General features: G+C 61.3%; 16 protein-coding genes. 7 read left to right on the top strand and 9 right to left on the bottom strand.

The window, feature by feature from the left end; genetic code table 11:
- Positions 1-157 precede the first annotated feature (157 nt).
- Complete coding sequence (locus AACY08_RS11780; protein WP_339469560.1) at positions 158-1,057, top strand: DMT family transporter; 900 nt, start codon at positions 158-160, stop codon at positions 1,055-1,057.
- 33 nt (positions 1,058-1,090) lie between these two features.
- Here the strand turns inward: AACY08_RS11780 and AACY08_RS11775 are convergent, their stop codons facing one another.
- The 4 genes from AACY08_RS11775 to AACY08_RS11760 all read right to left on the bottom strand — a co-directional run bounded on the left by AACY08_RS11775 (position 1,091) and on the right by AACY08_RS11760 (position 4,444).
- Complete coding sequence (locus AACY08_RS11775) at positions 1,091-2,308, bottom strand: class I SAM-dependent methyltransferase (RefSeq protein ID WP_339469559.1); 1,218 nt, start codon at positions 2,306-2,308, stop codon at positions 1,091-1,093.
- A gap of 134 nt (positions 2,309-2,442) precedes the next feature.
- Positions 2,443-3,060, bottom strand: a complete 618-nt coding sequence (locus AACY08_RS11770) for a TPM domain-containing protein (RefSeq protein WP_339455686.1) — start codon at positions 3,058-3,060, stop codon at positions 2,443-2,445.
- A gap of 28 nt (positions 3,061-3,088) precedes the next feature.
- Entirely contained in the window at positions 3,089-3,814 is a 726-nt protein-coding gene (locus AACY08_RS11765) for a TPM domain-containing protein (RefSeq protein ID WP_339469557.1), read from the bottom strand.
- A gap of 18 nt (positions 3,815-3,832) precedes the next feature.
- On the bottom strand, positions 3,833-4,444 hold the full coding sequence (locus AACY08_RS11760) for a LemA family protein (RefSeq protein WP_049709565.1): 612 nt from the start codon (positions 4,442-4,444) through the stop codon (positions 3,833-3,835).
- 244 nt (positions 4,445-4,688) lie between these two features.
- On the opposite strand from AACY08_RS11760, the gene bglX reads away from it, so the two are divergent.
- Positions 4,689-6,980 carry a beta-glucosidase BglX gene (gene bglX, locus AACY08_RS11755; RefSeq protein ID WP_339469555.1) on the top strand — a complete coding sequence of 764 codons (2,292 nt, stop codon included), beginning with the start codon at positions 4,689-4,691 and terminating at the stop codon, positions 6,978-6,980.
- A gap of 65 nt (positions 6,981-7,045) precedes the next feature.
- Here bglX and AACY08_RS11750 read toward each other — a convergent pair whose 3' ends face one another.
- The 4 genes from AACY08_RS11750 to AACY08_RS11735 all read right to left on the bottom strand — a co-directional run bounded on the left by AACY08_RS11750 (position 7,046) and on the right by AACY08_RS11735 (position 10,264).
- Positions 7,046-8,203, bottom strand: coding sequence for a phospholipase D-like domain-containing protein (locus tag AACY08_RS11750; RefSeq protein WP_339414984.1), 1,158 nt, complete (start codon positions 8,201-8,203; stop codon positions 7,046-7,048).
- Between the two features lies 1 nt (position 8,204).
- Positions 8,205-8,795 carry a YceI family protein gene (locus AACY08_RS11745; protein ID WP_339469554.1) on the bottom strand — a complete coding sequence of 197 codons (591 nt, stop codon included), beginning with the start codon at positions 8,793-8,795 and terminating at the stop codon, positions 8,205-8,207.
- 84 nt (positions 8,796-8,879) lie between these two features.
- Positions 8,880-9,194 carry an amidase gene (locus AACY08_RS11740; protein ID WP_339469553.1) on the bottom strand — a complete coding sequence of 105 codons (315 nt, stop codon included), beginning with the start codon at positions 9,192-9,194 and terminating at the stop codon, positions 8,880-8,882.
- On the bottom strand, positions 9,191-10,264 hold the full coding sequence (locus AACY08_RS11735) for a serine hydrolase domain-containing protein (RefSeq protein WP_339469552.1): 1,074 nt from the start codon (positions 10,262-10,264) through the stop codon (positions 9,191-9,193). Before AACY08_RS11735 ends, AACY08_RS11740 begins: the two co-directional genes overlap by 4 nt.
- A gap of 186 nt (positions 10,265-10,450) precedes the next feature.
- On the opposite strand from AACY08_RS11735, the gene olsB reads away from it, so the two are divergent.
- The gene (gene olsB / locus AACY08_RS11730) at positions 10,451-11,206 is read left to right on the top strand and encodes an L-ornithine N(alpha)-acyltransferase (protein ID WP_049709576.1); all 756 of its coding nucleotides are present in this window, start codon (positions 10,451-10,453) and stop codon (positions 11,204-11,206) included.
- Positions 11,206-11,997 (top strand): lysophospholipid acyltransferase family protein, encoded by a 792-nt coding sequence (locus AACY08_RS11725; protein ID WP_339469551.1) that lies wholly within the window; start codon positions 11,206-11,208, stop codon positions 11,995-11,997. Before olsB ends, AACY08_RS11725 begins: the two co-directional genes overlap by 1 nt.
- Positions 11,998-12,046: 49 nt before the next feature.
- On the opposite strand, the gene AACY08_RS11720 is transcribed toward AACY08_RS11725, so the two are convergent.
- Positions 12,047-12,631, bottom strand: a complete 585-nt coding sequence (locus AACY08_RS11720) for an acyl carrier protein phosphodiesterase (RefSeq protein ID WP_339414990.1) — start codon at positions 12,629-12,631, stop codon at positions 12,047-12,049.
- Between the two features lie 154 nt (positions 12,632-12,785).
- Here AACY08_RS11720 and AACY08_RS11715 point away from each other — a divergent pair, with 154 nt between their 5' ends.
- From AACY08_RS11715 to AACY08_RS11705, 3 genes are read left to right on the top strand one after another with little or no spacing between them, the layout of a single operon-like run.
- Positions 12,786-13,112: an ArsR/SmtB family transcription factor gene (locus AACY08_RS11715; RefSeq protein ID WP_339469549.1), complete on the top strand. Its 327-nt coding sequence runs from the start codon at positions 12,786-12,788 to the stop codon at positions 13,110-13,112.
- A gap of 13 nt (positions 13,113-13,125) precedes the next feature.
- Entirely contained in the window at positions 13,126-14,292 is a 1,167-nt protein-coding gene (locus tag AACY08_RS11710) for an MFS transporter (RefSeq protein WP_339469548.1), read from the top strand.
- A 29-nt stretch (positions 14,293-14,321) separates the two neighbouring features.
- Entirely contained in the window at positions 14,322-15,377 is a 1,056-nt protein-coding gene (locus tag AACY08_RS11705) for an alkene reductase (RefSeq protein WP_339414993.1), read from the top strand.
- Positions 15,378-15,591: the final 214 nt, after the last annotated feature.

The following is a 15,591-nucleotide window of genomic DNA, read 5'->3' as shown; positions in this document are numbered from 1 at the left end:
GCCCAAGTGATGCTATCGCAGGCAAGCCAGCTCCCACTCCCCCCCACCTGGGACTCAACTGTACGGATAAATCCTCACCCAGCTGTAGACCCGCAATCAGCGGGGGTTGTGGCTAGATGGGTTTCCCTTGAAACCCTCCAGATTTCGGTTCTTCCCCATGAGCTCGCGCGAAAACACCGGCATGGCCCTCGGCCTGCTGGGCGTCATCATCTTCAGCCTGACCCTGCCCTTCACCCGCATCGTGGTGCAGGAAATGCACCCGTTGCTCAACGGCCTGGGCCGCGCGCTGTTCGCGGCGATCCCGGCGGCAGCGCTGTTGTTGTGGCGGCGCGAACGCTGGCCAAGCTGGCGTCAGGTGCACGGGCTGTGCCTGGTGATCGCGGGCGTGATTCTGGGCTTTCCGGTGCTGTCGGCCTGGGCCATGCAAACCTTGCCAGCGTCCCATGGCGCGCTGGTCAATGGCCTGCAACCGTTGTGCGTAGCGCTGTATGCGGCGTGGCTGTCCCATGAGCGGCCGTCAAAAGCCTTCTGGGCCTGCGCGGCGCTGGGCAGTGCACTGGTGTTGAGTTATGCGCTGATCACCGGAGCCGGCAGTATTCAAGCGGGCGACCTGCTGATGCTTGGCGCGATTGCCGTGGGCGGCCTGGGTTATGCCGAAGGCGGGCGACTGGCCAAGGAGATGGGTGGCTGGCAGGTGATCTGCTGGGCGCTGGTACTGTCGACGCCGGTGTTGATCGGCCCGGTGTGGTACTTGGCGGCGCAGCATCAAGGGGCGATTTCCATGCGCACGTGGTGGGCGTTTGGTTATGTGTCGCTGTTCTCGCAGTTTTTGGGGTTCTTCGCCTGGTATGCCGGGTTGGCCATGGGCGGGATTGCACGGGTCAGTCAAATTCAGCTGTTGCAGATCTTCTTCACCATCGCGTTCTCGGCGCTGTTCTTTGGTGAACACATCGAGCCGATTACCTGGGTGTTTGCGTGTGGGGTGATTGTGACGGTGATGCTGGGGCGCAAGACGGCGGTGCAGCCTGCGCAAGCCCCCAAGCCGAGCGCGGCCTGAATATGGGAGCCCACATTTTGATTCGCATCGTGCTCAGGTCAGGTACCCATCCGCGCGCAGCAGGGTTTCCAGGCAGTGCTCGGTGATGTGGTAGAACGCCTTCAGTTCCTGGATTTTCTCCAGCAACTGCGCGTTGTCCATCGGCTCCGCGCGCTTCACCGCGAGGATCATCTTGTTCTTGTTCGTATGTTCCAGCGAGATGAACTCGAACACCTTCGTCTCATAACCACAGGCCTCCAGGAACAACGCGCGCAAACTGTCGGTGACCATTTCCGCCTGCTGGCCCAGGTGCAGGCCGTATTGCAGCATCGGTTTAAGCAGCGCCGGGCTCTGGATCTGCAGGCGGATCTGTTTGTGGCAGCACGGCGAGCACATGATGATCGACGCGCCGGAGCGGATGCCGGTGTGGATCGCATAGTCAGTGGCAATGTCGCAGGCATGCAGGGCGATCATCACGTCCAGCTCGCTCGGCGCCACGCTGCGCACGTCGCCACATTTGAACACCAGCCCGGGGTGTTCCAGGCGGGCGGCGGCGGTGTTGCACAGGGTCACCATGTCTGCGCGCAGCTCGACGCCCGTCACCTCACCCTCGGCCTTGAGGGTGTTGCGCAGGTAGTCGTGGATGGCGAACGTCAGGTAGCCCTTGCCCGAACCAAAGTCCGCCACGCGTACGGGTTGGTCCAGTTTCAAGGGGGATGAGGTCAGCGCATGGCTGAACACTTCGATGAACTTGTTGATCTGCTTCCATTTGCGCGACATAGACGGGATCAGCGCCTGCTTGGCGTCGGTCACACCCAGGTCGGCGAGAAACGGCCGGCTCAGGTCGAGGAAACGATTTTTCTCGCGGTTATGCTCGGCCGAGGGCGCCTCACGCAATTGCTGCGGCTTGCTTTTGAACAGCGAGCTTTTGTTCTTCTTGCTGTATTCCAACTGGGCTTCGTCGGTCAGCGACAGCAGGTGGGCGTTTTTGAACTGCGCCGGCAGCAGCTCGGCAATCGCCGCCACGGCCTCTGCCAACGGGAAGTTTTTGGTGATGTCGCGGGTCTTGTAGCGGTAGACGAAGGACAGGCATGCCTGCTCCTTGACCACTACCGGCTTGATGATCAGCCGTTGCAATTCGGCTTCTTCACCGACGTATTTGGCCAGCACCAGCTTGATAAAAGCGTTTTGCGCGAGGCTTGCGCTGAGCAGTTCGATGAACTCGGCGTGATGGTCCGGCGCAGGGCGGGCAGGTTGAGCGGTGACAGACATGAACAAAAACGCCTCGGGCTGGGAATGCCGGGCATTTTAGGGCGGATGGCGGTTTAGGGCACGGGGTTATTTGATCAGCGGTCATTGGACTGGATAACACGATCCAATGTGGGAGCACGCCCGCTCCCACATTTTTATTCGAGTACGACCAAGCGATTCGGCAGTTCATTACGGGTTTGGGTGACCGGCACATGCACCTTCAACAATTCACCACAGGCCTCAATGCAACTGATAAACCCGGCCAACGTATGCCCCTGTTTTACCTGCTGGGTAAACGCCTTGACGATGGCGTCCCAACTGCTGTCATCCAGGTGCCTGGAAATCCCGTCATCGACCAGAATCTCCACATAGCGCTCGGCCTCGCTGACAAAAATCAGCACCCCGGTGCTGCCCAGCGTGTGGTGCAGGTTCTGCTCCAGGAACTGCCGCCGCGCCAGGTTGGACGCGCGCCAGTAGCGCACCGAACGCGGAATCAAGCGCGTGGTGACCTTGGGCAAGCGGAACACCAGGCACAACACGATGAATGTCGCCCATTGCGCCAACAGCAAGGTGTACATGCTCAGGTAACCCGACACGTAATGCACCACGCCCGGCACCACCAACGCGATCAGGCTCGCCCACAGCAGCGGGATGTAGGCGTAGTCATCGGCGCGGGCGGCCAGCACGGTCACCAGTTCGGCGTCGGTGGTTTTTTCCACGCGGGCGATCGCTTCGGCGACTTGGCGCTGCTCGTGTTCAGTCAGTAATGCCATGGTTGTAGGTGCTCTCTCATTATTGTCATTACCAGCCGCCCGAGGCCCCGCCGCCGCCGAAGCCGCCGCCGCCGCCCCGGAAACCACCGCCGCCCCCGCCACCACCGCCGCGCCCGCTGCTGCTGAGAATCGACAGCAGGATCGCACCCACCGGCAGCCCCATCCGGTTGCACAGCCACAGCACGCCGATCAGCAGGACAAACAGGCCGATGGAAAGCCCGGGATTATCCTTGGCAAAGTTGCCATCCGCCACATGGGCTGGCACGGCCAAGGGTTCTCCGCCCACCACTTGCACCATCGCAGCCACGCCGTCGCTGATGCCTTTGCTGTAGTTACCGGCCTTGAACGCCGGAGCAATCACCTGATTGATGATCACCCACGACTGCGCATCGGTGAGGACGCCTTCCAGGCCGTAACCGACCTCGATGCGCAATTTGCGCTCATCGCGGGCGACGATCAACAGCGCGCCGTTATCCTTGCCTTTCTGGCCGATACCCCACTGGCGAGCCAATTGATAACCGAAGTCCTCAATCGGTACGCCCTGCAAGTTAGGCACGGTGACCACTACGATCTGGTCGCCGGACGTCTGTTCCAGCGCCTGCAGCTGCTGTGTCAGCTGCTGGCGCGTGGCCGCGTCGATCATATCGGCGTTATCCACCACCCGCCCGGTCAGCGCCGGGAAGGTCAGGGCTGCCTGGGCCACGCCCACACAGGCCAACAGCCACAGCGCCAGGCCTATCCGTAATAAACGCATCGACACCTCAATGCAGCTTTATTTGAACTTCACTTGCGGCGCTTTATCGGCATCGGCACTGGTGGCCTCAAACGTGGCGCGGACCGGCAAGTCGCTGTACATCACGCTGTGCCACAGACGGCCAGGGAAAGTGCGGATCTCGGTGTTGTAGGCCTGCACGGCCTGGATAAAGTCGCGGCGGGCTACGGCAATACGGTTTTCGGTGCCTTCAAGCTGCGATTGCAGGGCCAGGAAGTTCTGGTTGGCCTTCAGGTCCGGGTAGCGCTCGGACACCACCATCAAACGGCTGAGTGCGCCACTCAAGCCATCCTGTGCTTGTTGGAACTGCTTGAGTTTTTCCGGATTGTCGAGGGTGCTGGCATCCACCTGGATCGACGTGGCCTTGGCCCGCGCTTCAATCACGGCGGTGAGCGTGTCCTGTTCATGGGCAGCATAGCCCTTGACCACTTCCACCAGGTTGGGAATCAGGTCGGCGCGGCGTTGGTACTGGTTCTGCACCTGGCCCCAGGCGGCCTTGGCCTGTTCGTCCAGGGTCGGGATGTTGTTGATGCCACAACCGCTCAGCACGCTGCTGATCAATAGCAAAACCGCGGCTTTCAAGCCCCAGCGGTAACCTTGTGCTGCTTGCATGGTGTTTCTCCTGCCCAATCTTGATGGAATGTTACGACTAACCCTATACACCACGCGCTTGGGGCATAATCCGCCACCACTGGAATGCATCGAGCCAATCAGCTACAAAGATGCCCAGCGCGAACAAGAGTTCAGAGTCTGCTGCATTTATCTGAACAACACCCGAACAACAATAGACGCTCCCCACATTTTGGCCGATCAGCATTCACCCCAATGCTGTGCAGTGAGCCGAAAAAGGATATTCATGAAAAAGCTGTGTTTGCTCGGCCTTGTTGCCACTCTGGCCAGTCACCCCGTATGGGCAGAAACAAAGCCTGCTGCGCTTAAAGACAAGGACGCCTTTGTCAGCGACCTGCTCAAGCAGATGTCCCTGGACGAAAAGATCGGCCAATTGCGCCTGATCAGCATCGGCCCCGAGATGCCCCGCGAGCTGATCCGCAAGGAAATCGCCGCCGGCCGTATCGGTGGCACCTTCAACTCCATCACCCGCCCGGAAAACCGTCCGATGCAGGACGCGGCCATGCGCAGCCGGCTGAAGATCCCGATGTTCTTCGCCTACGACGTGATCCACGGCCACCGCACGATCTTCCCGATCAGCCTGGCCCTGGCGTCCAGCTGGGACATGGAGGCCATCGGCCGCTCCGGGCGCATCGCTGCCCAGGAAGCCGCCGCCGACAGCCTCGACATCACCTTCGCGCCGATGGTCGACATCTCCCGCGACCCGCGTTGGGGCCGTACCTCCGAAGGTTTCGGTGAGGACACCTACCTGGTTTCACGCATCGCCGACGTCATGGTCAAGGCGTTCCAGGGCGTGAGCCCCGCGAATGCCGACAGCATCATGGCCAGCGTCAAGCATTTCGCCCTGTATGGCGCGGTGGAAGGCGGTCGCGACTACAACGTGGTCGACATGAGCCCGGTCAAGATGTACCAGGACTACCTGCCGCCGTACCACGCGGCGATCAAGGCCGGTTCGGGCGGCGTGATGGTGGCGTTGAACTCGATCAACGGCGTGCCTGCCACCGCCAACACCTGGCTGATGAACGACCTGCTGCGCCGGGACTGGGGCTTCAAGGGCGTGGCCGTGAGCGACCATGGCGCGATCTTCGAGCTGATCAAGCACGGCGTGGCCAAGGATGGGCGCGAAGCCGCCAAGCTGGCGATCAAGGCCGGCATCGACATGAGCATGAACGACTCGTTGTATGCCAAGGAATTGCCGGGGCTGCTCAAGTCCGGCGAGATCGAACAGAGCGACATCGATAACGCCGTGCGCGAAGTGCTCGGTGCCAAATATGACATGGGCCTGTTCAAGGACCCGTACCTGCGCATCGGCAAGGCCGAGGATGACCCGGCCGACACCTACGCCGAAAGCCGCCTGCACCGTGCCGACGCACGCGACATCGCACGTCGCAGCCTGGTGTTGCTGAAAAACCAGAACAACACCCTGCCGCTGAAAAAATCCGCGACCATCGCCCTGGTCGGCCCGCTGGCCAAGGCGCCTATCGACATGATGGGCAGTTGGGCCGCCGCCGGACGGCCTGCGCAATCGGTGACGCTGCTCGACGGTTTGAACGCGGTGATCGGCGAAAAAGGCAAGATCATCTATGCCCGTGGCGCCAACATCACCAACGACAAGGCCGTGGTCGACTACCTGAACTTCCTCAACTTCGATGCGCCGGAAGTGGTGGACGACACCCGCCCTGCCCACGTGATGATCGACGAGGCCGTGAAGGCCGCCAAGGATGCCGATGTGGTGGTGGCTGCCGTGGGTGAATCCCGTGGCATGTCCCACGAATCCTCGAGCCGCACCGACCTGAACATCCCGCAAAGCCAGCGCGACCTGATCAAGGCCTTGAAAGCCACCGGCAAGCCGCTGGTACTGGTGTTGATGAACGGCCGCCCGCTGTCGATTGTTGAAGAGAACCAACAGGCCGATGCGATCCTGGAAACCTGGTTCGCCGGCACCGAAGGCGGCAACGCCATTGCCGACGTGCTGTTTGGTGACTACAACCCGTCGGGGAAGCTGCCGATCACGTTCCCACGCTCGGTGGGGCAGATTCCGACCTACTACAACCACCTGACCGTCGGCCGGCCGTTCACCCCAGGCAAACCGGGCAACTACACCTCGCAGTACTTCGATGACACCACCGGGCCCCTGTTCCCGTTTGGCTATGGCCTGAGCTACACCACGTTCACCCTGTCGGACATGGCGCTGTCGTCCACCACGCTGAACAAGACCGGCAAGCTCGACGCCAGTGTCACGGTGACCAACACCGGCAAGGTGGATGGCGAAACCGTGGTGCAGTTGTATATCCAGGACGTGGCCGGCTCGATGATCCGCCCGATCAAAGAGTTGAAAAACTTCCAGAAGGTCATGCTCAAGGCGGGTGAGGAGCGCACGCTGCACTTCACCATCACCGAGGAAGACCTGAAGTTCTACAACACCCAGCTCAAGTTCGCCGCGGAGCCGGGTGAGTTCAACGTGCAGATTGGCCTGGACTCCCAGGAGGTGCAGCAGCAGACGTTTGAATTGCTCTGAAGCCTGACACGGTCAAAAAAATGTGGGAGCAAGCCCGCTCCCACATTTGTTTAGCGGTGTTTTTCTTAACCGCGTCTATCGAGCAAATTTACCACCAACCGATCAACCCACCCCCACACCCGTTGTTTCACCCGCCGCCACAATGGCCGCGACTTCCACGCCTCCAGGCTCACCACCTGGCTCTGGGCAAAATCTCGTTCAAAACTCTCTTTAACTGCCAGCGTCAGCTCAGGGTCCAACGCCTCCAGGTTGGCTTCCAGGTTGAGACGCAGGTTCCAGTGATCGAAGTTGCACGACCCAACGCTGACCCAGTCATCCACCAGCACCATTTTGAGGTGCAGAAAGCACGGCTGGTACTCAAAGATCTGTACACCCGAGCGCAGCAAACGCGGGTAATAACGGTGCCCGGCGTAACGCACAGACGGGTGATCGGTGCGCGGGCCGGTGAGCAGCAAACGCACATCCACCCCGCGCCCGGCCGCGCGGCGCAAAGCGCGACGAACGCTCCAGGTCGGCAGAAAATAGGGCGTGGCCAGCCAGATGCGCTGGTGACTGTTATTCAGGGCACGGATCAGCGATTGCAAAATATCGCGATGCTGACGGGCGTCGGCGTAAGCCACACGACCCAGGCCCGGCCCAGTCGCCGGCAACTTGGGCAAACGCGGCAAACCAAAGTGAGTGGAGGGTTTCCACTCCCGGCGCGCTGCGTTGGCGTGCCATTGACGGTCGAACAGCGCCTGCCAGTCCAACACCAGCGGGCCGCTGATTTGCACCATCACTTCATGCCAGTCGGCGGTGTCTTGGCCCGGCGTCCAGAATTCATCCGTCACCCCTGTGCCGCCGACCACGGCAATGCTCTGGTCGATCAGCAACAGCTTGCGGTGGTCGCGGTAAAAGTTACGCATCCAGCGACGCCAGCTCAGGCGGTTGTAGAAACGCAGCGCCACACCGGCGTCGGTCAAGCGTTTGCGCAGCCCGAGGGTGAACGCCAGGCTGCCATAATCATCGAACAGGCAACGCACCTGCACGCCACGCTCGGTCGCCTGCACCAGCGCCTGCACCAGCGCTTCGGCACAGGCCCCGGCTTCCACCAGATAGAGTTCAAGGTCCACTTGCCGCTCGGCGCGGGCGATGCCCACCAGCATCTGCGGGAAGAATTGCGGGCCGTCGATCAGCAACTCGAACCGATTGGCGCTGCGCCATGGAAACACCGCGCCGCTCATGTCAGCGCGCGGTAAAGATCAGCACCGCACCCACCGGTACCGACAAACTGATCGACGCAAGCCCCGCCGCCTTGCGCAACGCCGCCACACCCGGCGCTAGATCGAAATCTTCGGCATGCAGCACCACCGGTTCCAGGGTCACCACTTGGAAACGTCGGTCGTCCAAGCGCGTGGCCAGCAACTCGGCGCTGTAGGTCTGGGTTTTGCCATGCAGGGTCACGGACAGCGGCAGGCGCAATTCCAACTGCGCTCCGGGCGCGAGATCATTGATGGGTTGCAGATTGATCTGTGCGCTGATCAACGCTTCGGGGAAGGTCTTGATCTCGAACAGCTGATTGCGCATGCGCTCATCGCGCAGCGGAATGCCGCTGTTGACCGACTCCACTTCCACTTCCAACTGGGCCGCACCTTTGCTGTCGACCTTGCCGTGCAGGACTAGGAAGCGGTGGACTTCAGCAATCTCGGTGTTTTTGGTGGTAACGAACGATAGGCGCGAGGATTCGTTATCCAGGTACCAGTCGGCGTGGGCAGGCACAGCGGCGGTGGCCAAGAGGGCGAAGGCCAGGGGATTGAAGAGAGAAGCGTTGAACATAAAGACTCGCGGGGGAAAAAACTGAACGAACCTTAAGCGCAATCTCATGAACGGCGCAAATCCAATGTGGGGACGTTTGCGGCGTCAGGGCGTCAGGCGGCAACCCTGGCGGTCCCCCAACCACCGCGCACTGTGCGTACGCCCCAACCCACTCGCCGTCACTTCACTGCGCGCCGGGTTGTCGCTGAATGCGCTGGTCGGCACGTATTGCTTTACATACCCACGGCAATACTCGGCCGGGTTGTTCGCCACATACCGACACGAGCAATACTCCTTGGCGGTGTACGCCGCAATGATGTCGGGAAAGGCTTGCAGGTTGACGCGCTCGTGCCAGAGCCACCCCAGCAGGGCGAGAAGCAGCAGGATAAACAGGCTGGTGAACGGACGACGGCGGATCATGGTTGCACCGCCGCAAGCACGCGCTTGAGCAGTTCGTTGTGGCGGTAGCTGCCGTCGCGGTCGTCGCCATAGCGCACGATCACCAGGCGTTCGTCGGGCATCACGTACAGCGCCTGGCCCCAATGGCCGAGGGCGGCGAAGGTATCGACGGGGGCGTCGGGCCAGGGCCGTGGAGTGCCTTGATTGAGCCACCAATGGCCGCCAGGGACGGCTTCGTCCTGGCCGGCTTTGTATTTATCGAACGGCTGGCGATTGAAGGTCACCCAATCCTTTGGCAGCAACTGTTGATCCCCCCAACGCCCATCCCGCGCCATCAGCAGACCGACGCGCGCCAGGTCGCGGGCGGTGAGGTAGGCGTAGGACGAGGCGACAAAGGTTTCATCGGCGTCGGTTTCCCACGTGGCACTGCGGATACCCAAGGGCTTGAACAGTGCGTCCCAGGGGTAACTCATATAAGCCTTGAGGCCGAGCATGCCTTTGAGGGCGGCGGACAGGATGTTGGTGTCGCCGCTGGAGTAACGAAAGGCCTGGCCGGGTGCGCTGGCCGCCTCCGTGTCCGCGGCAAAGTCAGCCATATCGGCGCGGCCACGGGTGTAGAGCATCGCCACCACAGAAGAGTTCAATGGCGCGTATTCGTAGTCTTCCTGCCAGTCCAGGCCCGAGGCCCAGTGCAGCAAATCGGCCATGGTCACGGTTGGGTGTTGCTTCATCGGCGGGTAGAAGCGCGCGACCGGGTCGGTCAATTTAAAGCGGTTATCGCCATAGGCCACGCCCAGCACGGTGGCCATCAGGCTTTTACTGATGGACCAGGTGAGGTGCGGCGTGCTGGCGGTGGTGGGTGCGGCGTAGCGTTCGTAGATAACCTCGCCGTCGCGGATCACCAGCAACGCGTCGGTGCGAATGCCTTGGCGGGTGGTGTCGTCTCGCGCAGGGAAAGCGTAGGCATCCAAGGCGTCGACGGCAGGACCTGCGAGCGGTGTGCCCTTGGCCCATTCTTTGTCGGGCCAGGTTTCGGCGTGGACGGTAACGGTGACGAGTAGCAAGGCAACGCACAACAGGCCTCTGACCATGGACGCAAACTCAAGGAGGGCATTAAAGCCCGCGAGCCTAGCCGAGGGCGATGACAGATTTGCGACAGCGAGGGCTGTCATTCAACCGTCACCGTAACTTCATGGAGATGACACCGAGCCTACATAGCCTGACTTTGGACAACAAAGTCGACCGGCCGAAACGTGGCCGGCACTCGGAGACTCGCCATGACTCAGATCGCCCGCATCAGCGACACCGGCAATGAACGCCGTCTGCAAGCCGAACGCCTGATCGGCGCACAGGCTTTGCAGGAAGCCCAGGCCTTGCGGTTCAACGTGTTCAGCGGCGAGTTCAACGCCAAGCTGAAAGGCGCGGAACTGGGCCTGGACATGGATGACTATGATGTTCACTGCAGCCACATCGGCGTGCGGGACTTGAACAGCGGTCGATTGGTCGCCACCACCCGTTTGCTCGACCACCAGGCCGCCAGCACCCTGGGCCGGTTCTACAGCGAAGAAGAGTTCAGCCTGCACGGTTTACTGCACTTGCAGGGCCCGATCCTGGAAATCGGCCGCACCTGCGTCGACCCCGCCTACCGTAACGGCGGCACGATTGCCGTGTTGTGGGGCGAGTTGGCCGAAGTGTTGAACCAAGGCGGCTACAGCTACCTGATGGGGTGCGCAAGCATCCCGATGCACGACGGCGGCATTCAGGCTCACGCGATCATGCAGCGTCTGCGCGAACGCTACCTGTGCAACGAACACCTGCGTGCCGAACCGAAGAAACCACTGCCGGCACTGGACCTGCCGTCCAACGTAATCGCCGAGATGCCACCGCTGCTCAAGGCCTATATGCGCCTGGGTGCGAAGATCTGCGGCGAGCCGTGCTGGGATGAAGATTTCCAAGTGGCCGACGTGTTCATCCTGCTCAAGCGCGATGAGCTATGCCCGCGTTACGCCCGCCACTTCAAGGCAGCCATGTGATGAGCCGCCTGCGGATCTACGGGCGCATTGCCCGCGTGTTAGTGGTGGTGGCGCTGGGCTTGAGCATGGCCAGCGTGTTTGGCCTGTTTGAGCGTTTGGGCGTAGCCAACTCGATGGTGCGCCGCCAGCGCTGGTCGCGGTTCTTCATGGCGCGCCTGACCAATGCCCTGCCCTTTCGCGTGACGGTGCATGGCGAGTTGCCAACGCAGCCGATGCTGTGGGTGAGCAACCACGTGTCCTGGACCGATATTCCGCTGCTGGGCGCTGTGGCACCGATGTCGTTCCTGTCCAAGGCCGAAGTGCGCACCTGGCCGGTGGCCGGCTGGTTGGCGGCTAAAGCGGGCAGCCTGTTTATCCGCAGGGGTTCGGGTGACAGCCAGTTGATCCGCAAGCAGATGACCCGTCATCTGGAGCAACAGCACCCGCTGCTGATGTTCCCGGAAGGCACCACCACCGACGGCCGCAGCCTGCGCACGTTCCACGGGCGCTTGCTGGCCAGTGCGATCGATGCGGATGTGTCGCTGCAACCGGTGGCGATCCGGTATTTGCGCGACGGCCAAGTGGACCCACTGGCACCGTTTATTGGCGATGATGATTTGCTGTCGCACCTGATGCGTCTGTTTGGCAATGACCAGGGTGATGTGGAGATTCATGTGCTCAAGCCGATTGCCTGTGCCGGGCAGGAACGCGCGGCGCTGGCTTATCAGGCGCAGCAGGCGGTGCAGAGAGCGTTGTTCGGGCCGCTGCCGGAGGCAGAACAAGTGGACGCTCGACCGGCGTTCGCGGCCTGAGGCGAGCAGGGTCAAAAAAATGTGGGAGCGGGCTTGCTCGCTCCCACATTTAGATCCCAATAGTCAGTTGGGCTTGTGCAAATTTCTGCAGCTCGGGGTAGAACACTCGAAAGTCTTCACTCAACGGCTCATATAACACCTGCAACTCCTGCATGGCATGTCGCAGTTCCTCGGGCTGTGTCAGCCGCCGCGAGATCCCGCGCAACACCTGCTCCATCACCGCAAACTCGCGGTAAGATCCCAACCAATCATCCGCCGCCATATACGGCGCAATCTGCGCCAGCCGCCCCGGCAACTGCGGCTCGGCCGCCAGCACGCGGTACACCTGCGACGTGAAGCGCTCCAGCGGCTGGTCAGCATACAGCGCCCAATCCCGCGCCAGGCAGTGGTCGAAAAAAACATCGAGGACGATCCCGGCATAGCGCCGGCGGGTCAGGCTGAAGCGTGACAACGCCTCCCCCACCAACGGGTGACTGTCGGTAAAACGATCAATGGAGCGGTGCAGCTGGATAGCCGATTCGATTTGCGGGCCGAACTGACCCTGCAGGCGCCCTTTGACGAAATCGCCATACAGGCTACCCAGCAATTGCGCAGGAAGTTGGCCGCCCAAGTGCAGATGTGCGAGATAATTCATGGCGCGCAGTCTATCACTGCCAGCAACGTATCGTTATAACCCGATATACCGATTAAGCTTAGGTTCAGATCAAAATCATATTGGTATATCGGGATAGAGCGATTTAAAGTTCGCCTCATCGCGATATAACGCTTTACGAAACCGAGCACCTGCCATGTCCATCGACCTCGACGAAATAATAAAAGCCCTGGCGCACCCAGTACGACGAGACATCCTCACTTGGCTGAAAGACCCGAAAGTGCAGTTCCCCGAGCAACTGCACAACCACGAATACGGCATCTGTGCCGGTCAGATCGATCAGCGCTGCGGTTTGTCCCAGTCGACCGTGTCGGCCCACCTGGCGACCTTGCAACGCGCAGGGTTGATCAGCAGCCAGAAGGCCGGCCAGTGGCACTTTTTCAAACGCAACGAGGAAACCATCCAGGCCTTCCTCACGGCGCTCATCACTGAACTCAGCGCTGACGAAAACGTAGCGCTGTAACAAGGAAACGATAATGCCCCTCTCGCTACTCATACTGGCCCTCAGCGCCTTCGCCATCGGTACCACCGAGTTCGTCATCATGGGCTTGCTGCCCGATGTAGCGGCGGACCTGGGTGTGTCGATTCCTGGCGCCGGCTGGCTGGTCACCGGCTACGCCTTGGGTGTGGCCATCGGTGCACCGTTCATGGCACTGGCCACCGCCAAGCTGCCACGCAAGGCGGCACTGGTAGCGTTGATGGGTATCTTCATTATCGGCAACCTGCTCTGCGCCCTGGCCAGTGACTACAACGTGCTGATGTTTGCCCGCGTCGTCACCGCGCTGTGCCACGGTGCTTTCTTTGGGATTGGTTCAGTGGTAGCGGCGAACCTGGTGCCGGCCAACAAACGTGCCTCGGCCGTAGCCTTGATGTTCACCGGTTTGACCCTGGCCAACGTGCTTGGCGTACCACTGGGTACCGCACTGGGCCAAGAAGCCGGCTGGCGCTCGACGTTCTGGGCGGTGACGGTGATGGGTGTGGTGGCGTTGATTGGCTTGATCCGTTTCCTGCCCGCCAAGCGTGATGAAGAGAAACTCGACATGCGCGCCGAACTGGCCGCGCTCAAAGGCGTCGGCATCTGGCTGTCGCTGAGCATGACCGCGCTGTTCGCCGCGTCTATGTTCACCCTCTTCACCTACGTTGCGCCGCTGCTCGGCGATGTCACCGGCGTGTCGCCCACAGGCGTGACCTGGACCCTGCTGCTGATCGGCCTGGGCCTCACCGTGGGCAATATCATTGGCGGCAAGCTGGCGGACAAACGCCTGGCGGCCACCCTGATCGGCGTGTTCATCAGTATGGCGGTAGTTTCCACCGCGCTGACCTGGACCAGCGTCGCCATCATCCCGACTGAAATCACCTTGTTCCTGTGGGCCACCGCCTCGTTCGCCGCCGTGCCTGCGTTGCAGATCAACGTGGTGAGCTTTGGCAAGGCCGCACCGAACCTGGTGTCCACCCTGAACATCGGCGCCTTCAACATCGGCAACGCCCTTGGCGCCTGGGTCGGCGGCAGTGTGATAGCCCACGGTTTCGGCCTGACCAGTGTGCCGTTAGCCGCAGCGGCCCTGGCGATCCTCGCGCTGGTGGTGACCCTGATTACTTTCCGTCAGAGCGGCGATGCCGGCCTGGCCCCTGCGACCAACTGATCCACTTCAAAGACAAAGGTATTTTCCCGATGACGACTATTTTCGATCCGATCAAACTGGGCGACCTGGAACTGTCGAACCGCATCATCATGGCGCCGCTGACCCGCTGCCGTGCAGACGACGGTCGCGTACCCAACGCGCTGATGGCCGAGTACTACGTGCAACGCGCTTCCGCCGGGCTGATCCTCAGCGAAGCCACTTCCGTGACGCCGCTGGGCGTGGGCTACCCGGATACCCCGGGCATCTGGTCCAACGACCAGGTACGCGGCTGGGCCAACGTGACCAAGGCGATTCATGGCGCAGGCGGCAAGATCTTCCTGCAGCTGTGGCATGTGGGCCGTATTTCCCACGAGTCGTACTTGAACGGCGAAACTCCGGTTGCACCGAGCGCGATCCAACCTAAAGGACACGTCAGCCTGGTGCGCCCACTGGCCGACTACCCGACCCCTCGCGCGCTGGAAACCGCTGAAATCGCCGACATCGTCGACGCATACCGCACCGGTGCCGAGAACGCCAAGGCCGCCGGTTTTGACGGCGTGGAAATCCACGGTGCCAATGGCTACCTGCTCGACCAATTCCTGCAAAGCAGCACCAACCAGCGTACCGACAACTACGGTGGTTCCCTGGAAAACCGTGCACGCCTGCTGCTGGAAGTGACTGACGCCGCCATCGAAGTCTGGGGCGCCGGTCGCGTGGGTGTGCACTTGGCACCACGCGCCGACTCCCATGACATGGGCGACGACAACCTGGCGCAGACCTTCACCTACGTCGCCAGCGAATTGGGCAAGCGTGGCATCGCCTTCATCTGCTCGCGTGAAAAGGAAGGCGCTGACAGCCTCGGCCCACAACTCAAAAAAGCCTTTGGCGGTATGTACATTGCCAACGAACGCTTCACCAAGGACAGCGCCAACGCCTGGCTGGCTGAAGGCAAGGCGGATGCGGTGGCCTGGGGCGTGCCGTTTATTGCCAACCCGGACTTGCCAGCGCGGCTGAAGGCGGATGCGCCGCTGAATGAGCCACGCCCGGACACCTTCTACAGCAAGGGCCCGGTCGGTTATATCGACTACCCGACGCTGGCGCTCTGACGTAACGTGCTGAAATGAAAAAGCCCCGGCTCGCAGGAACCGGGGCTTTTTTACTCGTACCTTGAACACACCAACTACCCCATGTGTGCAGCCAGGGGTACCACTCCTTCACACCCTTGCAACAAAATCGCTACAAAATACTTAGCCGGCTACCTATCAACCACCCGCCTGCCCGTATATAAAGTCACCCCACCAATCAGGCAAAAGGACGATT

The organism is Pseudomonas sp. EL_65y_Pfl1_R83 (genome assembly GCF_963970695.1).
In the GTDB taxonomy this organism is placed as follows: domain Bacteria; phylum Pseudomonadota; class Gammaproteobacteria; order Pseudomonadales; family Pseudomonadaceae; genus Aquipseudomonas; species Aquipseudomonas tritici.
This window is presented reverse-complemented; position numbering and strand designations above follow the sequence as displayed.